Source organism: Paraburkholderia humisilvae (assembly GCF_902859855.1).
Classification (GTDB): domain Bacteria; phylum Pseudomonadota; class Gammaproteobacteria; order Burkholderiales; family Burkholderiaceae; genus Paraburkholderia; species Paraburkholderia humisilvae.
In genome coordinates this window covers 278,350-298,138 of record NZ_CADIKH010000003.1, presented here as the reverse complement: position 1 = coordinate 298,138, position 19,789 = coordinate 278,350, and the positions used below count along the sequence as shown (strand labels likewise).

19 protein-coding genes are annotated in these 19,789 nt (G+C 65.1%); 8 read left to right on the top strand and 11 right to left on the bottom strand.

The window, feature by feature from the left end; genetic code table 11:
- Positions 1–14: 14 nt before the first annotated feature.
- From pqqB to HV796_RS04445, 7 genes are all read right to left on the bottom strand, one after another.
- Entirely contained in the window at positions 15–935 is a 921-nt protein-coding gene (gene pqqB / locus HV796_RS04475) for a pyrroloquinoline quinone biosynthesis protein PqqB (protein WP_175225240.1), read from the bottom strand.
- A 52-nt stretch (positions 936–987) separates the two neighbouring features.
- Positions 988–1,554 (bottom strand): cytochrome b, encoded by a 567-nt coding sequence (locus HV796_RS04470; RefSeq protein ID WP_175225239.1) that lies wholly within the window; start codon positions 1,552–1,554, stop codon positions 988–990.
- A gap of 120 nt (positions 1,555–1,674) precedes the next feature.
- Entirely contained in the window at positions 1,675–2,574 is a 900-nt protein-coding gene (locus HV796_RS04465) for a formylmethanofuran dehydrogenase subunit C (RefSeq protein ID WP_175225238.1), read from the bottom strand.
- Positions 2,571–3,590, bottom strand: coding sequence for a formylmethanofuran--tetrahydromethanopterin N-formyltransferase (gene fhcD, locus HV796_RS04460; protein ID WP_175225237.1), 1,020 nt, complete (start codon positions 3,588–3,590; stop codon positions 2,571–2,573). The genes HV796_RS04465 and fhcD overlap by 4 nt, the downstream gene beginning before the upstream one ends.
- Before the next feature lie 17 nt (positions 3,591–3,607).
- Entirely contained in the window at positions 3,608–5,371 is a 1,764-nt protein-coding gene (locus HV796_RS04455; RefSeq protein WP_175225236.1) for a formylmethanofuran dehydrogenase subunit A, read from the bottom strand.
- On the bottom strand, positions 5,368–6,774 hold the full coding sequence (locus tag HV796_RS04450; RefSeq protein ID WP_175225235.1) for a molybdopterin-binding domain-containing protein: 1,407 nt from the start codon (positions 6,772–6,774) through the stop codon (positions 5,368–5,370). The genes HV796_RS04455 and HV796_RS04450 overlap by 4 nt, the downstream gene beginning before the upstream one ends.
- Before the next feature lie 203 nt (positions 6,775–6,977).
- On the bottom strand, positions 6,978–7,727 hold the full coding sequence (locus HV796_RS04445; RefSeq protein ID WP_175225234.1) for a HisA/HisF-related TIM barrel protein: 750 nt from the start codon (positions 7,725–7,727) through the stop codon (positions 6,978–6,980).
- 13 nt (positions 7,728–7,740) lie between these two features.
- Between HV796_RS04445 and HV796_RS04440 the strand changes: the two genes are divergently transcribed.
- From HV796_RS04440 to HV796_RS04430, 3 genes are all read left to right on the top strand, one after another.
- A complete protein-coding gene (locus tag HV796_RS04440) occupies positions 7,741–8,838 on the top strand; it encodes an ATP-grasp domain-containing protein (protein ID WP_175225233.1) in 1,098 nt (365 codons plus the stop codon).
- Positions 8,835–9,989 (top strand): hydantoinase/oxoprolinase family protein, encoded by a 1,155-nt coding sequence (locus HV796_RS04435; RefSeq protein WP_175225232.1) that lies wholly within the window; start codon positions 8,835–8,837, stop codon positions 9,987–9,989. Before HV796_RS04440 ends, HV796_RS04435 begins: the two co-directional genes overlap by 4 nt.
- Positions 9,990–10,094: 105 nt before the next feature.
- Positions 10,095–10,685 carry an amino acid kinase family protein gene (locus tag HV796_RS04430; protein ID WP_175225231.1) on the top strand — a complete coding sequence of 197 codons (591 nt, stop codon included), beginning with the start codon at positions 10,095–10,097 and terminating at the stop codon, positions 10,683–10,685.
- A gap of 44 nt (positions 10,686–10,729) precedes the next feature.
- Here the strand turns inward: HV796_RS04430 and HV796_RS04425 are convergent, their stop codons facing one another.
- From HV796_RS04425 to pqqA, 3 genes are all read right to left on the bottom strand, one after another.
- Positions 10,730–11,428 carry a (5-formylfuran-3-yl)methyl phosphate synthase gene (locus HV796_RS04425; RefSeq protein WP_175225230.1) on the bottom strand — a complete coding sequence of 233 codons (699 nt, stop codon included), beginning with the start codon at positions 11,426–11,428 and terminating at the stop codon, positions 10,730–10,732.
- 113 nt (positions 11,429–11,541) lie between these two features.
- Positions 11,542–12,189 (bottom strand): DUF447 domain-containing protein, encoded by a 648-nt coding sequence (locus tag HV796_RS04420; RefSeq protein ID WP_175225229.1) that lies wholly within the window; start codon positions 12,187–12,189, stop codon positions 11,542–11,544.
- A 146-nt stretch (positions 12,190–12,335) separates the two neighbouring features.
- The gene (gene pqqA, locus HV796_RS04415; RefSeq protein WP_075161304.1) at positions 12,336–12,410 is read right to left on the bottom strand and encodes a pyrroloquinoline quinone precursor peptide PqqA; all 75 of its coding nucleotides are present in this window, start codon (positions 12,408–12,410) and stop codon (positions 12,336–12,338) included.
- A 362-nt stretch (positions 12,411–12,772) separates the two neighbouring features.
- Here pqqA and HV796_RS04410 point away from each other — a divergent pair, with 362 nt between their 5' ends.
- The 5 genes from HV796_RS04410 (at position 12,773) to HV796_RS04390 (ending at position 17,813) form a co-directional block, all read left to right on the top strand.
- Positions 12,773–14,266: a form I ribulose bisphosphate carboxylase large subunit gene (locus HV796_RS04410; RefSeq protein WP_175225228.1), complete on the top strand. Its 1,494-nt coding sequence runs from the start codon at positions 12,773–12,775 to the stop codon at positions 14,264–14,266.
- Positions 14,267–14,300: 34 nt separating this feature from the next.
- Complete coding sequence (locus tag HV796_RS04405) at positions 14,301–14,717, top strand: ribulose bisphosphate carboxylase small subunit (protein ID WP_175225227.1); 417 nt, start codon at positions 14,301–14,303, stop codon at positions 14,715–14,717.
- A gap of 44 nt (positions 14,718–14,761) precedes the next feature.
- Positions 14,762–15,757, top strand: coding sequence for a CbbX protein (gene cbbX / locus HV796_RS04400; RefSeq protein ID WP_175225226.1), 996 nt, complete (start codon positions 14,762–14,764; stop codon positions 15,755–15,757).
- A gap of 9 nt (positions 15,758–15,766) precedes the next feature.
- Entirely contained in the window at positions 15,767–16,870 is a 1,104-nt protein-coding gene (locus HV796_RS04395) for a class 1 fructose-bisphosphatase (RefSeq protein ID WP_175225225.1), read from the top strand.
- Positions 16,871–16,940: 70 nt separating this feature from the next.
- On the top strand, positions 16,941–17,813 hold the full coding sequence (locus tag HV796_RS04390; RefSeq protein ID WP_175225224.1) for a phosphoribulokinase: 873 nt from the start codon (positions 16,941–16,943) through the stop codon (positions 17,811–17,813).
- Between the two features lie 71 nt (positions 17,814–17,884).
- On the opposite strand, the gene HV796_RS04385 is transcribed toward HV796_RS04390, so the two are convergent.
- Entirely contained in the window at positions 17,885–19,783 is a 1,899-nt protein-coding gene (locus HV796_RS04385) for an ABC transporter ATP-binding protein (protein ID WP_175225223.1), read from the bottom strand.
- Between the last annotated feature and the right edge of the window lie 6 nt (positions 19,784–19,789).

Here is a 19,789-nt window from a genome sequence, read left to right as displayed (position 1 = left end):
TCGTGTTGCGCGTTTCAAAGCTCGAAAGTCATGCCGTCGCGTGCGACCTCGATACCGTGCTGTGCGAGCGTGCGCCGCTCGGGCCCGTCGTCGACCAGAATCGGGTTCGTGTTGTTGATATGGATCAGCACCTTGCGCGCGCCGGGGCGGTCGAGCGCGTCGAGCACTTCGATCATGCCGCCCGGGCCGGATTGGGCGAGATGACCCATATCGGCTGCGGTTTTCTTCGACAGGCCCAGCCGGATCATTTCGTCGTCCGTCCATGTCGTGCCGTCTACCAGCAGCAGGTCCGCGCGGCGCATCGCATCGCGGATGGGCGGCTCGAGCGCGCCGAGGCCGGGCGCATAGAACGCGCGCTTGCCGGAGTCGACCGCGGTGAGCAGCAGGCCGATGTTGTCGCCGCGCTCCGGGGCCGTGCGGTGCGGCGAATACGGCGGCGCCTTACTCGAAAGCGGTAGCGCTTCGATGCGTACGCCGGGCAGCGCGGCAATTTCGAGCGGCGCGGCATCGAGGGCAATCGTATGGCGCTCGACGCCGCAGTAATGCGACAGGATCGACGCGATAGGGAAGCCAGTCGACAGGTCTTGCCAGACCGGCTCGGTCGCGTAGATCGGCAGCGGCGCGTTATGTTCGCGCAGCATCAGCAGGCCGGTCACGTGATCGATCTGCGCGTCCATCAGCAGCACCGCGGCGATGCCGGTATCGCGCGCATGGCGGGCCGGCTGCAACTCGGGGTTGGCGGCGAGTTGCGCGAGGATATCCGGCGACGCATTGATCAATAGCCATGCGATGCCGTCGACGCTGACCGCAAGCGACGATTGCGTACGCGGCTCAGCCGCAATCGTGCGATTGCGCATCCCGTTGCAGTTGCGGCAATTGCAATTCCATTGCGGAAAGCCGCCGCCCGCCGATGAACCGAGGACCCTGATTTTCATTGCCCGTTCCACCGTGTGTTGTGTGGCCAGCCTGCTCCAAACTTCATACTTATCAAGGTAGCATCCTCCGCACCACTCCGTCTTTGTCGATCAACTGATGCTTGAGCGCGCCGGCGATATGCAGCGCGATCAGCGCGATCAGCACCCACGCGGCGATCTCATGGATCGTGAACCAGAAGTGGCGCTGCCCTTTGTCGTCCCAGCCCCACTTCGGCAGCAAAATGCCCCAGAAACGCGTGCCGTATGTGTTGAACGACGAGCCCAGATAGCCGGTAACCGGCATCACCACCATGGCAACGTATAAAAGACCCTGCGTAGCGCTCGCGGCGGCGCGTTGCCACGCTCGCATCGGCGGCAGCGGCGGCCTGCCGTAGACCGTTCGGACCACGATGCGGATTAGCACAAGCAGGAAAATCGTCAAGCCAAGCGACTTGTGAAAGTTGATGAGCGACGCCTTGAAGGGCAGACCGCGCGGCAAGCCGACCATATAGAGCCCAATCGCGATCATCGCGATGATCGCGAGCCCGATCAGCCAGTGCAGTGCGACCATTGGCCGCGCGTATCGTTCGTTCGTAGCGTGGTCCGCACGGGGGGCGTCGCTCGTATGCGTTGCGTTCATTCCGTCTCCCAGCTTTTACACCTTTGTTCTTTGCTGTTTCGGCGCATCGTGGAGCGCCAGAGTTCATTCGATGCGGCTGCAATGCGTTCGGCCATGCGGCTCGCTGGAAATGCATCGTGTTCAGTGTGCGCCCGAGCCGTGTGTGCCTGCGATCAGCAATTCCCCGCGTCCGTCGACCGCCAGATCGCCCGACAGGCGGCGTGGCAGCGCGCGCGCATCGAGTGTGAAAAACGGTTCGAGCGCGGCGCCTAGTGCGGTCGCGCCGGCTGCGGCAAGCGGCTCGCGCAGTGCGGCGAGCGCGCGTGTGAACAGCGTCCAGAACACGTCGAAACCATGGCCGCCTTCGGCGAACGTCGGCGGGATGCGCTCCGGCTCATGCAATAGCAATAGCGTGCCGCGCCGCATTCCGTATGCAGGGTGAGCGCCGCTACGGCCTGCGATGCAGATTGTTCCGGCAACAACGCGCGAGGCGGCAAAATCGCCCGCATTTGCACCGACTAGCACGACGCCGCGCCGCATCCGGTCGCCGACGCGTGCACCGGCGTCACCGCCGATCGCGAGCGTGCCGCCCGTCATCCCTTCGATATCGCCGGGCAGTGCGCCCGCGGCAAAGTCGCCGGTGTTGCCGGCGACGGTCAGCTGTCCTCCGCGCATCTCGCAGCCGGTGAATGCGCCCGCGTGGCCATCGATATGCAACGCGCCGCCCGTCATCCGCAAGCCGGCGTAGTCGCCTGCCACGCCGGTCACGTGCAGGTGTCCTTCGGCAAGATGCGCGCCGATGCGGTCAAGCCACTGGACATCGCCTTCAAGGATCAGCCTGGGTGGCGCGTCACTCTCCGTTTGACGCGCGCTACGCGAGATATCGAATAGATCACCGACCGCGCATCGGTGATTGCCTGCATGCAGCACGATACGGGCCAACTCCTCAGTCGATTGCGCGGCGAACGCAACCGGCAGCAGCGCCGAACCGTCCACGCGAAAACCTGGCGCTGCTCTCACACGCAGCGTCGTCGTGCTCATGGCGTGCTCCCGCCGGTGCCTGGCCCCGCTGTCCTGCTGCCCAGCCGAGGTCCCGACGTGCCCCGTGACGTGTCGGCGCCCGCCGGGCCCGTCGCCGCCCTGATCGACGCGGCGAGCGCATGCAAGTGAAAGTGATACGGGCCGAGCTTCCCGCCATAGTTTCCCGCCGAAATCCGCAGCACACCGCCTGCACGCGACGCGGCCGCGATGCCCGCCGTCATCGCGGCGCCGACGTCGGCGTCGGTGAGTCCGTCGATCACGATCTCCAGCACGCAGCCCACTTCGGCGGTCAGCTCGGTGCGTTTCGCGACGCCAATTAGCGTCGGGCAGAACGGATCGTTGGTTGACGCGACGGCGCCCGCGTACTTCGAGCCGATCTTCGACCCCGAGCGCACGACGCCGCCCGGAAACGGCGTAATCACATTCGGCAATTGATGCATTGCGGCAACCGCCGCCTCGGCGGCCGCGAGCGCATGGTCGATGTCGCGCGCCAGCAGCAGCAGGTTGCCGCCGCCCACGGCTTTCACCGTCACCGCCGACTCTTCGCAGACAAACTCGCCGTCCATTACCGGCACGCGCCAGTAGCGCGTATCGCCGAGCATCTTGGCGATCTGCCAGCCGTCGCCGAAAAAGCGCAGCGCACCGCCGAGCGGCGCCCGATCGGACAGCGGCGCGCGGCTGGTCTGCGGATCGATGCCGCTGTAGACGGCCGTGGTCGGGCAGGTCAGCACGCATTGGCCGACGCGCCGCATGATCTGCTTCGCGAGCTCCTTCGACGATACCGCGAACATCAGCACCGCAATGCCGGGCCGGCCGTCGGGCGTGTCGGCCGCGTCGAGCTCGCGCTCGATGCCCGCTTCGCAGCCGCAGTCGATCACCGACGTCGCGAAGCCGGACAGCGATTGCGCGGCCGCGCGCGCCCATGTGGGCGTATGCGCGGTGATCACGAGCCGCGTCGCCTTCATCGGGAAGGCTTCCGCAAAGGTGTCGTCGATCAGGGTTCCGTTGATCTGCATGGTTCGCTCGCTCGCGCTCAAGGCTGCCCGCTGGACGATGACGGCGGGGCGGTCGGCGTGTGCGGCACGGCAGCGCGCGCGGCGGTATGCGTAAAACATTCGACCGGCAGTAGCCGGCCGCCGCGGCAGCAGGCACAGATTTCGTCGTCGCTGATCGCTGCGTGCACGAAGTCGCCGACCAGGTTCGCGTCGCTGAACGCGCGCACGGTCTGCACGATGCCGCGGTCGAATTCCGGCGACACGTAATGAATGCCGCCGGTCGGCGTCGACACGAGGTTGCCGTCGCGCGCGACCAGTTCGCCGTCCTTGAACACATACGCGGGCGACGTGAACATCCGCTCACGGTCCGCTTCGTCGCGATAGACGGCGATATCGGCGGCCGCGCCGACGCCCAGTTGGCCGCGATCGGCGAGGCCGAGCAGTCGCGCCGGCCCCGCACGCGTGATGATGGCGATTTCGTACAGCGAGAACTCGCGCTTCAGTTCCGCCAATGCGCTGGCGACCTTCGCTTCCGGATGCAGCCGGTCGAGTTGCGCGTCGCGAAACGACTTGTCCATCAGCAACCGGATCAGGTGCGGATAACTGGTAAACGGTCCACCGTTTGGATGATCGGTGGTCATCGACACGCGCCATAGGTCGTCGACCAGCAGAAAGATCTCGAGGCCGATGATCCACTGCAGCGCATTCACGTAGCTTTGCTCGCGGTAGCGGAACGGCACGACGCCGCAGCCTGCATCGCATTCGATGTCGCCGAGAATCCATTTGCGCGGGTTCGCGAGCGGCGCGTTCCTGAACTGCATCATCGTATCGCCGGATGCGGTGACGGTCTGCCCGAAAATGATCTGGCCGACGTCGATCGATACATTGGGCCGCGCGTTGACCGCTTCGGCAATCGCGCGCGCGCCCGACGAAAACTTGCGCGGCCCTTCGGTGCCGTAGCTGTGGAACTGGATGTGCGTCAGGTGGATCGGCAGGCCGTCGGCGGCGTCCATCGTCGCGATGGTCGACGCGAGGTTGCCGGGCACGCCAAGATTGCTGGCGTGCACGTGCAGCGGATGCGGCACGCGCAACTCGGTCAGCGCGCGCGTCAGCGTGCGCAGGATGTCGCGCGGCGTGATGCCGTAGTGCACGTGCGCTTCGTCGACGTCGAGCGCGCGCTGATTGAACTTGAATGCCGAGATGCCGCCCGGATTCACGACTTTGACGCCGAGTGCGCGGCTGGCATGCATGGTCCAGCCGACATAGTCGCGCAGTTGCTCGAAGTCTTCATGGGCGGCGAGCATCTGCAGCAGCAGTTCGTCATTGCCTAGCATCACGTAGGCGCCGTGATCGATGATCGGCGTGTCGCCCATCTCCAGATGCGCATGGCGCGCATTCGACGCGATCATCGCCGGCTCGAACGCGGCGGTATAACCCATCTCCGCATAGCGATAGCCGGTGGCGAGCGTACCCGGTGCGCAAACGCCGCACGACGGCAAGCGCAGGTAGCGGCCGTTGGTGTCGCGCACCGCTTCGTACGCCGCGCCGCGCGGCGGGTCTGCGCGATGGTCTTCCGGCAGCAGCAGGCGCGACAGGTTCGTCTTGCCGCCGCCGATATGCGAATGCAGGTCGATACCGCCTGCCATCACGATCATCCCGCGCGCGTCGTAGTCGTGGTCGACGCCTGCGTGATCAGACCCATCGACGATGCGGCCGTCGCGGAAGTACAGGTCGCGCCGCTCGCCGTTCACGCCGTTGGCCGGATCGTAGACGACGCCGCCGGTCAGTCGCGCAAGGCTCATGACGGACTCCTCGCGCCGGCGATACGCTCGGCCAGATCCGCGGCGATCTCGGCGACGCTGCGCAGACCGCTCTGCCGCGCCGGATGCAACGGTGTGACGACGGAGGTATCGAGCCTGAACAGATGACCGTCGCGGTCGACCCCCGGTGTCGCGACGGGCATAAACACCGTGGGCGCCGCACGCGGCGCGAGCGTTTTCGCCAGCGCGGGCGGCCCAAGCACGATGGCCGGCACCTGCGGATCGAGCGCGGCGGGCAGCGGATGCGGCGCGAAGCTCGTCACCCACAGCAGCGCATCGACCTCGCGCGCTTGCAGCAGACGTTCGGTGCGATAGCGATATGGGTCGTGCTCAAGGGGCGGCGTGCCTTCCGGCCGATCGGGGCGGGACACGCGCGTGCGCAGCGGCAGGCCGGATAGCCAGGTCACAGTCTGGTTCACGGTCAGCGTGCCGTCCGCGCCGCCGAGCGCCAGCGCGCCCGCGCGGCGGGTCCGGTTGATCGCCTTGACGATCCGGTGCAGCGCTTCGATCAGCAGTGCCGCGTGCGGTTGCGGCAGCGCCGCGGGCTCGTAGACAAACGCCGTGTAGTGCGCCGACGCGATGCGCGCGCCCAGTGCCGCGAGTTGGGTCGCGATATGCGCGGTTTCAGCCGAGCCTTTTTCGAACGTGGCCGGGTTGCGGCCTTCCGCGATGGCGGACCACAACGCAAGCAGATCGTGCGGCGCGGCCTCAGCGAGGATCGCTTCGCAACATGCGTGGGCGACGCGGCTTGCCGCCGGATCGACCGGACAGCCGACGAAGCAGAGTGTGCGCGGCCTCGCGGTGCCGCTTGCACCGGCAAGCGCACGCTCGTAAAAGCGCGGGTGATTTTGCGCGGGTGCGCAGCCGAACACGATCAGCAGGTCAGCGCGCGAACGCACCTCCGACAGGGTCGTAAAGAACGCGCCGCGGTCCTGTAGTGCGAGCGTCGCTGCGCTCAGCGCGTCGCCGTGCAGCGTATCGAGCGTTGCGCCGCATGCGGCTGCGAGCGTGTAGAGCGCGCGCGCGCCCGCGACATCCGTCGCGCATGCGCCGAACAGCGGTCGCTGCGCGCGCCCGAGGATGTCGGCTGCATGCGCAAGCGCGGCGTCGGGCGCGGCGGGTTGGCCGTCGATCGACGGCGGGCAGTGGCTGTCGGCGGCGCCGTAATGCGTGAGCGCGTCGGCAAGGCGTGGGCACTCGGTCGTGGGCGCGACGATCGTCGCGTCGTCGCGCACATGTGCGTCGATGTCGTCGCACAGCAGCGGGCAGAAGGGGCAAGTCCAGTCGTGCGTGATCGATCGGGACGCGGCTAAAGCGGACGCCGGCCGCGCAACCGGCGCGGCCGCCTGACCGCCACGCGGCGCGGGGGAGGTTGGATCGTGCATGCCGCGTCGTACAGCAAGCTCCATGCCGATCGCGCAAGCTGATCTGAACGATGACAGGCGGCGGCGAAGTCAGCATGCGCAACACAGTATGTGCGTCGCGCTGGAACACAGTGTCACTTGCGCGAGCCGCGCCGCGCGTTCCTTGCGATTGGATTGCGTTCTACGCGCGTGTTGCCGCTTGGCATGGATATTGTGTTTGCGATTCACCTGACAGCATGCGGCGACGCCGCCAGCTTGCCGTCGTGCAGCGCCGAGCCGACGAGCCACGCCTGTGCGCCACTCTGCGCGGCGGCATCGAGATCGGCGCGATGGCGAATACCGCCGGCGCCGATCACGATGCGTTCGCCGCCGGCACGCTCGCGCAGTGCGTTGAACGTAGCGAGGTCGGGGCCTTCGTAGGCGCCGACGCGGTCGAGAGTCATCGCGATCACGCGCGCCGGCCACCACGCAGGTGTGTCGTGCAGCGTGGCAGCCGTGCCCGGCGCATGAAGCGGACGGCCCGCACGGCGATCGAGCGACAGGATCGGCTGATAGCCGGCGCGTTCGGCCTCACGCAGCGCGTCGGGTGTGCGCAGCGTCTCGGAGCCGAACACCGGCACGAGTGCGCCGCGCGGCGCGCCGATCCGCATGAGGTGCGCATGCATCGATGTGTAGTCGGCGAAGCCCGCGTCGAGCCAGATCTGGATGGAATGGCGGGGGGTGGAGCTGGGAGGGTTCAGGCCGGAGCACAGCGCGGCGAGGGTTGAGGTATCGGCGTGTTGCGCGACGATCGCGCCGAGGTCGGCGACATACAGCGTGTCGGCGCCACTTGCTTCGAGTAGCGCGCGCGCGACGGCGAGCGGTTCGCTCGTCGCGCACAAGGACGACTGGATAGGGCGGTAGTTCGCACGGTCACCCCGTATCGCGCGCACCGCGTGTCCGTCGAGTAGATCGAGAACCGGTATGACCCGCATCGGAGAGTGTCCCTTGATCAGGCTGTTTGTGTACGAGTATCTCACCGGCGGCGGCATCGACCCCGATCTTGCGGGCGAAAGCGGTCTCGCCGACTTGAGTGCGCTGATCGTCGAAGGCCGCGCGATGCGCGATGCGATCGTGCAGGACGTGCGTGCGCTCGACAACGTCGACGTCAGCTTTGCGAGTTCGCGCTTCGAAGCCGCGGCCGCGTCGCGCAGTCCGCTGCCGCACTATTGTGCCGCGCCCGGGGAGCCGATGATGGACTTCGTCGCGCGGGCGGCGCGCGCGCACGATTACGCGTCGATCGTCGCGCCGGAATGCGACGGCCTGATGCTGAAGCTTGCCGAAGCGGTCGGCGCGAACCGCTGGCTCGGTTGCACGCCGGAAGCGATCAGCCTCGCGTCGAGCAAGCGCGCGACCGCGGCGCTGCTCGCGGCTCACGGCATCGCGACGACGCCCGCACTCGATCCCGGCATGCTTGACACGGATGTTGCACGCGCCAGCGCGGACGGCGTGGCCGGATGGGTGGTGAAGCCCGACGACGGCGCGGGCGGCCTCGATACGTGGCGCTACGAGAATGTGCGTGAAGCGTGTGCGGACTATCGCGCACGTGCCGCCGACGGACGCAACCCGGTGTTGCAGGCGTGGGTGGAGGGTGAAGCGCTGAGTCTGTCGCTGATCTGCGGGGGGGCAGCGGGCGCACGGCTCGTCAGCATCAACCGGCAGCGGATTGGCGTAGCCGACGCGGCGTCGGCGGCGCATGCGGGGCGCGTCGTGGCATTCGAAGGCGTGGATATCGATCAGATCGACCCTCGCAGCCCGCAAGGCTGCGTGCTGGAGACGCTGGCGCAACACTCGGCGGCCGCGCTGCCGGGCCTGCGCGGGTTCGTCGGTATCGACGTGGTGTGGCATCCGGCGCGCGGGCCGATCGTCATCGAGGTTAACCCGCGTGTGACGATGGCGTATGTCGGCTTGTCCGCGCGGCTCGGGCGCAATCTTGCCGCGGATGTGCTCGCCGCGCATGGCGTGCGTACCGGTCATTCGATGCAGGCGCAGCCGGGCGCGGCTAGCGCGCGGGCGCCGCTGTTCGTCGGCAGGACGCCATCATGAGCGGCGCCGACGATCGCGCAACCGGCACGCGCGCGGTGTTCGGCTGGGACGTCGGCGGCGCGCATGTGAAGGTATCGATCGCCGATGCTGCGGGGACGCTCGTCGACGTCGCGCAGTGGGCCTGTCCGTTGTGGCAGGGGCTCGCGCATCTCGAACGTGTGGTCGACGAAGTGTTGGTGCGCTGGCCCGACGCCGGCGCGCAAGGCTCGCGCCACGCCGTGACGATGACCGGCGAAATGGTCGATCTGTTCGCGGATCGCGAGCAAGGCGTGCGCGTGCTGGTGCAGACGCTTGCCGCGCGGCTAGGGGATGCCGTGCGGTTTTTCGCCGGGTGGCATGGCTGGCTGACGCCTGCCGACGCGATCGTGCGGTGGCGCGCGGTGGCATCCGCGAACTGGCTCGCGACGTCGCAGTGGGTTGCGACGCGGCGACCCCACGCGCTCTTGATCGACATCGGCAGTACGACGACCGATGTCGTGCCGATCGTCGACGCGCAGGTGGTGGCGCGCGGAGCGAACGATGCGGCCCGGCTCGCAACCGGCGAACTGGTTTACCAAGGGGTCGTACGCACGCCGCTGTGCGGGGTTGCGCACCGTATCGCGTTTCGTGGCGAAACTACCGGCGTGATGAACGAATGGTTTGCGACGAGTGCGGATATCTACCGGCTGACCGGCGAACTATGGCCGCCGCACGATCAGCATCCCAGTGCGGATAACGGCCCAAAAACCGTCGACGCGAGTTGCGCACGACTCGCACGGATGATCGGCCGTGACGCGGCCGATGCAAGCACGGATGAATGGCGCGCGTTCGCGCAGACCTGGCGGCTCGAGCAGTTACGCACGATCGGTGCAACCGTCGCGCAAGTTCGCGACGCGCATCCTGCGTTGGCGGATGCGCCGCTGGTCGGCGCGGGGTGCGGGCGTTTTCTGGTGGCTGAACTGGCGCGCCGCATGGGGCGCGCCTACGTCGATTTCAGTGAGCTCGCCGGTGGCGTGTGTTCAGCAAGCGCGCACGCAGATACGCATGAACTGAATGAATGGATCGCGACCTGCGCGCCGAGCGTGGCGGTCGCGTTGCTGATGGCGGCGGATGCGGCGCCGGGTGCAAGCGAAACACGCGCTGCTGAAGCCGAGCCCGCTCGCGTAGCGTGACTCATGAAGGGGGATAGCCGAATTACAAGCGACCCATGCAGCACACATCCGGCCGCGGATACGACGAGCGATGCCGGTGAAGTCGGAACAGAGCGAGGGAACGACATGTGGGTGGTGAAAATCGGGGGCAGCCTGAGTCACGACCCGTCGCTGCGCGATTGGCTAACGCAGCTTTGGGAAGTGGGCGGCGGGCGCATCGTGATCGTGCCGGGTGGGGGCGATTTCGCTGATCGGGTCCGCATCTATCAGAAGGAGTGGGAATTCGGCGATCTGGCTGCCCACAACATGTGCCTGCTCGCGATGACGCAGTACGCGCTGATGATGCAGGGCGTGCTGCCCGAACTCGTGCTCGCGACCAACGAAGACATGATCCGGCGCGCGCTGCGCAATGGCAAGGTCGCGGTGTGGATGCCGATCGGCCTGCTGACCGCGACGCCGAATGCGATGACGAACTGGGACACGACGTCGGACAGCCTGGCGGCGTGGCTGTCGACGTCGTTGAATGCGGAACGGCTGATGGTGGTCAAGTCGTGCGCGGTGGACTCGGGCCGGCCGCTTGAACTGCTCGTGTCGGAGGGCGTGCTCGATGCGCGTTTCGTCGAATACGTGAATGACGCGAATTACGTGGTCGAGCTATTCAACAAGGGCGATGTCGGGTTGATGCGGGAGCGCTTGCTCAATTCGCCGGCGGCTTAGGTTCAGGCTGCGGGTTTACGTCGGCATTCCCGAAAGCGGTGCGCTCACGCGTATTGAGCGTGCGGGTGCCGATGCAATGCATCCGCCCATTGCGCGACACGCTGCGGGTCGAGGCGCGCGGTGCGTCCATCGGCACACAGCGCGGCGCGAAAGCCTGCGATGTCCGGCGCGTGCGCGCGGATTTTATCGAGCTGACCCCAGCCGAGCGAGCCGGCAAGACCCACCATCGCGCCTTTCGCGCGGATCGCGCCGATGCACGCGGTCAGCGTCGCCTCGTCGATGCAATCGAATAGCGTGCGGCCGTCTTTCACAGCGGTGTCGAATACGATGCCCGCGAAACCGAGGTTGAGCGCATGTTCGACCAGCTGCGGGTCGATGCCGTCATCGCACAGCAATACCGGCAACACCGGCGCGGGTAACCCGGCGAGATGGGTGAGGCACGCACGCGCGTGCGGACCTGCATGCACGCCGACCTTGACATAATCGACACCTGTATCGCCCGTCTCGAGCACACGTGCGGTGATGTCATCGAGCGCGTCGCTCGGCATGTCGCCGATCGCCGCGCTGATCGGTTTGACCGGGTAGCGTGCACGCAACTCACGCGTGATGCGCGCGATTTCGTCGGTCGCGACGCTGCCCAAAGCGCCGCTGCGCGGTTCCTTCAGATCAATCAGTTCGGCGCCGGCCTGGGCGGCATCGAACGCTTCTTCAGCCGAGCGGACGCTTGCTAGCAATGCAGTCATCGAGGTCTCCAGAAACGGGGCGGACGGTGGGCGAAAGGATGGGCGCTTGCTGTCGTGCGACCTATGGCGCAGTGCCGCATGATTCATGCCGCATTGCAAGGATGGGTAACGTTCTAGGGTGTTTCATGCATCGTGTGCGGCGCGTTATCGGGCGATCCCGACGCCGGAGACGCGGATGCATGTGCGCTGCCCGGCTGCTTCGCGGCGTTCGCGCGATAGCGCTCAATCGCCGCGATGATCCATGACCATGCGGTCTGTTCGTCCGGACCGGCGGTCTTGTCGATCGCAATCTGCAGATACGCGATTTCGCGGTCCACCTTGTCGGCCGGCAGCATAAAAAGCCGGCTGACCAGAATCGCCCCTTCAATCACCGCCGCCTGCGCGCGATTGAAGCCGCCAAACGGCGCGTGCGTTTCGCTGTGCACGCAGCGCATTTTCAGCGTCGGGCGCTGCGCGTCTTCCAGCGTTTCGGTCAGTGTCAGTTCGGTATGCGCGAGCGACTGCACGAGCCGTATCGACGGCACGCGGCTCGCACCGACCGTTGGCCAGTTGTGTTGCGTGCCCGTGACGCAGCCGGCAAAGACCCTGACGTCAGTCGTGAAATTGATGACCGCGGCTTGCGTGGCGACGATGTTGTCGAGCGTCGTCGACGGGCGGAACGGCGCGAGAATCGCAAGACCGTTTTCAAAACGTATGCCCATTGGCGCAATGTGAGGTGTGCCATCGCGTGCCGCGGTCGTGATGATCGTTTCGTGAATCATGGCGAGCAACGCTGATCGTGCGACGCGCAATACACCGGCGGTCGGCGGGTGGAAAAACGCGGGAGAAAACCGGGAAATACGATACTGCGGCTGTACTGCGGAAGAAGGACGGGGCCGCCCGAAGGAGGCCCCGCGGGTTCGGCGCTTTAGCGGGTCGCGATATACATCGTGACTTCGAAGCCAAAACGCATGTCAGTATAGCTTGGAGTTGTCCACTGCATAGTCGTCCTCCTTCAGAAGAAAGCCATTTGCCTTGGCGGCCGGCGCTTGCCGCGCCGATCGCGTCGACCCGTTTCGCGATGCAAGGTGCGTGCCACAGGCCCGAATGCATGCACGAATGGTGCGCGAGTGGCGTACCCGACATCCAGGGTTTCTGCTTACACGTCTTACTGTCGCGATATCGCAGCAAAGTGTTGCACCAGCCGCGTCACTTATTGTGAGCGCATTGGGTTGTGTCGTCACCTGTCTTAACGCATGACTTAAGGCAGAGGAAGAAAATCGTGAATTCACTTCGCGGCGTCGCACGCCTACATTGACCTCCATGGCAAGCAAGCCCGCAGCGCCACCTCACCGGAGGGCAGTGATGAACGATTTCAGCCAGGCGGCGATCGCACCTGTAGCCGCGCCGACACGGCGCTCGCGTTACGACGCGGGCGTGCTCAAGTATCGCGAGATGGGGTACTGGCAGCCGGATTACGAGCCGAAAGACACGGACGTGATCGCGCTGTTCCGTATCACACCGCAACCCGGTGTCGAGCCTGAGGAGGCGGCCGCGGCCGTGGCGGGCGAATCGTCGACGGCCACGTGGACGGTGGTGTGGACCGATCGACTGACCGCGTGCGACATGTACCGCGCGAAAGCGTATCGCGTCGAACCGGTGCCGGCGTCGGGCATCGGCCATAGCGAGCCGCAATACTTCGCGTACATCGCGTACGAACTGGATCTGTTCGAGGAAGGCTCGGTCGCGAACCTGACTGCGTCGATCATCGGCAACGTGTTCGGCTTCAAGCCATTGAAGGCATTGCGGCTCGAAGACATGCGCATCCCGGTCGCGTATCTGAAGACCTTTCATGGGCCGGCCACCGGCATCGTCGTCGAGCGCGAAAGGCTCGACAAATATGGACGGCCATTACTTGGCGCAACGGTGAAGCCAAAGCTCGGCCTGTCCGGCAAGAACTACGGACGCGTGGTTTACGAAGGCCTGAAAGGCGGCCTCGACTTTCTCAAGGACGACGAAAACATCAATTCGCAAGCGTTTATGCATTGGCGCGACCGCTATCTGTTCTCGATGGAAGCGGTGAATCGCGCGCAGGCGGAAAGCGGCGAAGTGAAAGGCCATTACCTGAACGTGACGGCCGCGACGATGGAAGACATGTACGAGCGCGCGGAATTCGCGAAAGAACTGGGCTCGTGCATCGTGATGATCGATCTGGTGATCGGCTGGACCGCGATTCAGTCGATGGCGCGCTGGGCCCGCAAGCACGACATGATTCTGCACTTGCATCGCGCCGGGCATGGCACCTACACGCGCCAACGCAATCACGGCATCTCGTTTCGCGTGATCGCGAAGTGGCTGCGCATGGCGGGCGTCGATCATGCGCATGCGGGCACCGCGGTCGGCAAGCTCGAAGGCGACCCGTTGTCGGTGCAGGGCTACTACAACGTGCTGCGCGAAGCGCGCAATCCGGTCGATCTGTCGCGCGGTCTCTTTTTCGACCAGCCGTGGGCGGGTTTGCGCAAAGTGATGCCGGTCGCGTCGGGCGGCATTCACGCGGGGCAGATGCACCAGCTGCTCGACCTGTTCGGCGACGATGTGATCCTGCAGTTCGGCGGCGGCACGATCGGGCACCCGGCCGGCATCCAGGCCGGCGCGACCGCGAATCGCGTCGCGCTCGAAGCGATGGTGAAGGCGCGCAACGAAGGCCGCGATCTCGCGCACGAGGGACCCGACCTGCTCGAAGCCGCCGCGCGCCACTGTCTGCCGCTCAAGCAGGCGCTCGATACGTGGCGCGATGTCACGTTTAACTATGCATCGACCGACACACCGGACTTCGCCGTGACGCCAAGCGTCGCATAACCGATCACCTGGCTTCGCACGAAGGAGCACCGCCATGCGTATTACGCAAGGGACGTTTTCTTTTTTGCCTGATCTGACCGACGATGAAATCCGCCTGCAAATCGACTATGCGCTGGGCCAAGGCTGGGCGTGCTCGGTCGAATTCACCGACGACCCGCATCCGCGCAACACATACTGGGAGATGTGGGGGCTGCCGATGTTCGATCTGCGCGATGCGGCGGGCGTCATGCAGGAAGTGACCGCATGCCGCGCCGCGCATCCGCAGCACTACATCAAGGTCAACGCGTTCGATTCCGTGCGTGGTTTCGAAACGATGCGGCTGTCGTTCATCGTGAACCGGCCGGATGTGGAAGCGACGTTATGGCTCGAGCGCGACGAAAGCCGGGGGCGTGTGCAGCGTTATGCGCTCAGGTGCCGCGCCGGTGGTGCGCGGACCGACGTGCACGAGTGAAGCCACAGCGCCTCGTACCGGATTGCATCGAAACGGAGACGACCATGACTGCCGATACGCTTGAATTGCCGGCACGCCGCGAGGCGCAGCCCGAATCGCCACCCGACGCGCCTCATGTGAACCTGCTCGCGCTGTACCGCGAGTCGGGCATCGCCGGCGTGATGGGCGAACTGGACCGTGATCTCGTCGGCCTTGCGCCGGTGAAGACCCGCATTCGCGAGATCGCCGCGCAATTGCTGGTCGAACGGGCGCGTGCAACGCTCGGCATCGCGACGGGCGCGCCGACGCTGCATATGTGTTTTTCCGGCAACCCCGGCACCGGCAAGACGACGGTCGCGCTGCGCATGGCCGACGTGCTGCACCGGCTCGGTTATATCCGGCGCAATCATCTGGTGTCGGTGACGCGCGACGATCTGGTCGGCCAGTACATCGGCCACACAGCGCCGAAAACACGCGATGTATTGAAGCGCGCGATGGGCGGCGTGCTGTTTATCGACGAGGCGTATTACCTGTATCGTCCGGAAAACGAACGCGACTACGGGCAGGAGTCGATCGAGATCCTGTTGCAGGCGATGGAGAACCAGCGCGATGACCTGGTGGTGATTCTCGCGGGTTACGCCGCGAGAATGGACACGTTTTTCCAGAGCAATCCGGGCTTCCGGTCGAGGATCGCGCATCACATCACGTTTCCCGATTACGGCGCCGAGGAATTGCTCGCGATTGCCGAACGGATGCTCGATACGATGCACTACCGGTTCGATTGCGATTCGCGCCGCGCATTCGAAGATTACCTGGACCGCCGCGTGAAGCAGCCGAATTTCGCGAATGCGCGCTCGGTGCGCAATGCGCTTGATCGCGCGCGGCTGCGCCAGGCGAATCGTCTGTTTGCCGCGGCGCTCGACGGCGCGCAACCGGCGGACCCGGCGGCGCTTACGCTGATTACCGCAGGCGATATTCGCGCCAGCCGCGTGTTCGACCGGCTCACGCCCGACCCTCAGCGTGCCGCTGCTGCCACGCGGGCCGAGTCCACGGTTTCCTAGGAGCGCGTGATGCGAGACGGACGAACGACACTCTCGAAGTTCCTGATCGATGCGCTCGACAGGCAGAGCCCTTCACCCCGTGCGAGCGGATTGTCGGCGCTGTTGATCGACGTCGCGGCATCGGTCAAGACGATCGCCGCGACGCTCACGCGCGGCGCGCTCGACGGCAACTATGGCTCCGCGCGCTCCGCGAACGTGCACGGCGAAGAGCAGAAGAAGCTCGATGTGCTGACCAACGATATCTTCCTGCAGCACTGTGAGTGGGACGGCTTGCTGGCCGGGATGGTGTCCGAGGAAATCGAGCATGTGTACCAGATTCCGCGCTGTTTTCCGCGTGGTGAATATCTGCTCGCGTTCGATCCGCTCGACGGCTCGTCGAACATCGACATCAACGGTGCGCTCGGGTCGATCTTCTCGGTGCTGCACGCGCCGCAGGGCACAGCCAAGGCATCGACGATGGAACGCTCCGCGTTTCTGCGGCCGGGCCACGAACAGGTCGCGGCCGGCTACGCGATCTACGGCCCCGCGACCATGCTTGTGCTGTCGATCGGCAACGGCACGCACGGCTTTACGCTCGAACGGGAAGTGGGCAACTTCGTACTCACCCATTCGGACATCCGCATTCCCGAAGACACCAGTGAGTTCGCGATCAACGCGTCGAACGAGCGTTTCTGGGAGCCGCCGGTGCGCCGCTATGTGCAGGAATGCAAGGACGGCAAGAGCGGTTGCCGCGAGCGTGACTTCAATATGCGCTGGATTGCGGCGATGGTCGCCGAGGTGCATCGCATTCTGATGCGTGGCGGCGTGTTTATGTATCCGCGCGACTATCGCACGGCGACCACGATGCAGGGCCGGCTGCGCCTGCTCTACGAAGCGAACCCGATGAGTTTCCTGATCGAGCAGGCGGGCGGCGACGCGATCACCGGGCGTGAGCGGATTCTGGACGTCGTGCCCGGCGACCTGCATGAGCGCGTGCCGGTGATTCTCGGTTCGAAGAACGAAGTGATGCGCATCGGCCGCTATCACCGCGAAAATGATCTCGGTACCGACCGGCCGTTTTCGTCGCCGCTCTTCAATGAGCGCTCACTCTTTCTGCCTGAAACGCCGGCATGAAGCGTGCGTCGATCGGACACGCGTACCGATCAACGTCATGGCCACGGACTCTCGCAACGGAGAAACGCGCATGTCAGTCAAGCACCCGATCATTGCCGTGACCGGATCGAGCGGCGCCGGCACAACCACCGTGATGAAGAGTTTTCAGCATATCTTCAGGCGCGAGAAGATCAACGCGCAGATTGTCGAGGGCGACGCGTTTCATCGCTTCGACCGGCTCGGCATGCGCGAGGCGCTGAAGCAGGCCGAGCGCGACGGCGTGCATAACTTCAGTCACTTCGGTCCGGATGCGAATATGCTCGAAGAGCTTGAGCGGTTGTTCGCGAACTATGCGAAGTCGGGCACCGGTCAGTTTCGCCGCTACGTGCACGACGAGGCGGATGCGGCGAAGTTCAAGCAGGCGTCCGGGACGTTTACGCCATGGGAAGAGGTCGAGCCGGGCACCGACCTGTTGTTCTATGAAGGACTGCATGGCGCGGCGGTGACCGACCGTGTCGATGTCGCGCAGCACGCGGATTTGCTGGTTGGCGTCGTGCCGATTATCAACCTCGAATGGATTCAGAAGCTGCATCGCGATCAGAATATGCGCGGCTATTCGCATGAGGCGATCGTCGACACGATCCTGCGGCGGATGCCTGATTACGTGAACTATATCTGCCCGCAGTTTTCCCGCACGCATGTGAACTTCCAGCGCGTGCCGACAGTGGATACGTCGAACCCGTTTACCGCGCGTGAGATTCCGCAGCCGGATGAAAGTTTTGTGGTGATTCGCTTTGCGCGGCCCAAGGGCATCGATTTCCCGTATCTGCTGACGATGCTGCACGATTCGTTCATGTCGCGGCCGAATGTGATCGTCGTACCGGGCGGGAAGATGGGGCTGGCGATGCAATTAATCTTCACACCGATGATTCTGCAATTGAGGGATCGTTGCGCGCGCGCCTGACTTGACGACTGTTTCCGCGGCTGGCCGTCTGTCCCTCCTCGTGTGCGTGTCAGCCCTTTTTCTTTGCTAACTTATGCTGGCTCATCGAAAGCTGAACTGGCCTTCGCCATGCGGGCGTGAGCAACGACCTCGGGCTGTCGGTTGCCCGTCGCTGCACGCCGCTCCTGACGCAGCAATACATCGCGATAGATGCCGGCGCGCCTGGATAGCTCGTTCGGTGCGCCGTCGTCGACCAGGCGCCCGTGATGGATGACGACAATCCGGTCAAAGCTCTGCAGCGTCGATAGCCGGTGCGCGATGGCGACGACCGTGCGTCCTTCCATCAACCTGTCTAGCGCAAGCTGGATGGCCGCTTCCGATACGCTGTCAAGGGCCGAGGTCGCTTCATCGAGCAGCAGGATCGGTGCGTCCTTCAGAAACGCGCGCGCAATCGCGATGCGCTGACGCTGCCCCCCGGACAGGCGCGTGCCGCGGTCGCCCACGACGGTCCCAAGGCCCTCCGGTAACGAGCGGACCAGATCCAGGCAGTTCGCGTGTGCGCAGGCCCGCAAGACTTCCTCTTCAGTGGCATCGGGCCGGCCGTATCGCACGTTGTCGAGCAGCGTGCGGTTAAACAGCGAGATGTCCTGAGGCACGATAGCAATCGCGCTACGCAGACTGGCAAGGCTCACGTCGGAAAGACACTGGCCCGAGATGGTGACCGCTCCCGAGCCGCGCGGCGGCTCGAACAGACGTTGCAGCAGCGCGAGCACGGTGCTCTTTCCCGCGCCTGATGGCCCCACGAGGCCGACTTTCTGACCCGCGTCGATATGCAAACTGAAATGATCCAGCACAGGACGGCGGCCCGGATAGGCAAACGTGATGTTCTCGAAATCGATGTTTGCGTCGCGTACCTGCAGCGCGGGCACGCCCACCATTTCCTCCATGTCGCGTGGCACCAGTAGCGTCTGTGCGGCTTCCGCCAGCCTCGAGATATGCTGTGTCAGGTCGACGAGCGCGACGGCGAGATCGCGCGTGCCATGCAGGATCGCGAATCCCAATGAGCTGACGAGCACGACGTCACCCGTCGTCGCCCGCCCGCGAGTCCAGAGCCACAGCACCCAGCCGAGCAGCCCCGAAGAAAGAAGCCATGTCGCGACCGCATGCAACAGTCGCAGTTTTTCGAGGTAGCGCACGCTCGCCTCGCGCGATGTCATTTCATGAGTGAGAAACGAGTGCAGCCGGGCGCTCTCGCGACGTGTCGCATCGAACATCCGGACCGTCGTCATGTTGCTGATGACGTCGACAAGTTCGCCGTCAACCGATGCCGCATCGGAAGCGAAGCGCATGTGCCGGCTCCTGCCCTTGCTGCCGAGCCAGAACAGGACGGCAGCCATACAACCGGACACCAGCAGCAGCGCAAGCGACATCAATGGACTCAGCGTGCCGATGATGCCAATCGCGCCGAGTACCGAGAGCAGAGGCGGCAGCGCGGTCCACGCGACGGTGTTCTCGATCGTGAAGATGGCGTTCGCGGTTGCCGACACCCGGCTCGCTAGCGTGCCGGGCTGAACGTTGGAGAAATACCCGGTCGAATGGCTAAGCAGATAACCGAAGAGGTGACGGCGCACATCGCCCGTCACGGCGACGAACGTACGCACGCTGACCCAGCCGGATAACCGCCAGAACAGGTTATCGGCGAACAGCAGCACGACGATGATCAGAAACGCGGTGACGATGGCGGCGGGATGATGGCGCCCCGCGGGCAATTCGTCGATCAGATTTTTGATCGCAAACTGCGACCCGAGCGCGCAGCCGACGGCCGCAACAATGCCAAGCAGGACAAACGCGTGTGCAAGGGGACGCCGGCCAATGTACCGCATGATCAGCAGAATGGGCTTGTCGGCGTAGTGGACGAGCGCTTTCGCGCGCCGTCCACGCGTGCGCGCGACGCTCGGGTTGCCTGCAGCCTTTGGACTGGCGCCTTTCATTCATCA

Bases quoted from the DNA above. Each gene is read 5' to 3' on its own strand.
- HV796_RS04445 (WP_175225234.1), bottom strand. From the start codon at position 7,727: ATGCGGGTCATACCGGTTCTCGATCTACTCGACGGACACGCGGTGCGC.
- HV796_RS04420 (WP_175225229.1), bottom strand. From the start codon at position 12,189: ATGATTCACGAAACGATCATCACGACCGCGGCACGCGATGGCACACCT.
- pqqB (WP_175225240.1), bottom strand. From the start codon at position 935: ATGAAAATCAGGGTCCTCGGTTCATCGGCGGGCGGCGGCTTTCCGCAA.
- HV796_RS04465 (WP_175225238.1), bottom strand. From the start codon at position 2,574: ATGAGCACGACGACGCTGCGTGTGAGAGCAGCGCCAGGTTTTCGCGTG.
- cbbX (WP_175225226.1), top strand. From the start codon at position 14,762: ATGACTGCCGATACGCTTGAATTGCCGGCACGCCGCGAGGCGCAGCCC.
- HV796_RS04430 (WP_175225231.1), top strand. From the start codon at position 10,095: ATGTGGGTGGTGAAAATCGGGGGCAGCCTGAGTCACGACCCGTCGCTG.
- HV796_RS04410 (WP_175225228.1), top strand. From the start codon at position 12,773: ATGAACGATTTCAGCCAGGCGGCGATCGCACCTGTAGCCGCGCCGACA.
- HV796_RS04450 (WP_175225235.1), bottom strand. From the start codon at position 6,774: ATGCACGATCCAACCTCCCCCGCGCCGCGTGGCGGTCAGGCGGCCGCG.
- HV796_RS04470 (WP_175225239.1), bottom strand. From the start codon at position 1,554: ATGAACGCAACGCATACGAGCGACGCCCCCCGTGCGGACCACGCTACG.
- HV796_RS04390 (WP_175225224.1), top strand. From the start codon at position 16,941: ATGTCAGTCAAGCACCCGATCATTGCCGTGACCGGATCGAGCGGCGCC.
- HV796_RS04395 (WP_175225225.1), top strand. From the start codon at position 15,767: ATGCGAGACGGACGAACGACACTCTCGAAGTTCCTGATCGATGCGCTC.
- HV796_RS04455 (WP_175225236.1), bottom strand. From the start codon at position 5,371: ATGAGCCTTGCGCGACTGACCGGCGGCGTCGTCTACGATCCGGCCAAC.
- HV796_RS04435 (WP_175225232.1), top strand. From the start codon at position 8,835: ATGAGCGGCGCCGACGATCGCGCAACCGGCACGCGCGCGGTGTTCGGC.
- HV796_RS04405 (WP_175225227.1), top strand. From the start codon at position 14,301: ATGCGTATTACGCAAGGGACGTTTTCTTTTTTGCCTGATCTGACCGAC.
- HV796_RS04385 (WP_175225223.1), bottom strand. From the start codon at position 19,783: ATGAAAGGCGCCAGTCCAAAGGCTGCAGGCAACCCGAGCGTCGCGCGC.
- fhcD (WP_175225237.1), bottom strand. From the start codon at position 3,590: ATGCAGATCAACGGAACCCTGATCGACGACACCTTTGCGGAAGCCTTC.
- HV796_RS04425 (WP_175225230.1), bottom strand. From the start codon at position 11,428: ATGACTGCATTGCTAGCAAGCGTCCGCTCGGCTGAAGAAGCGTTCGAT.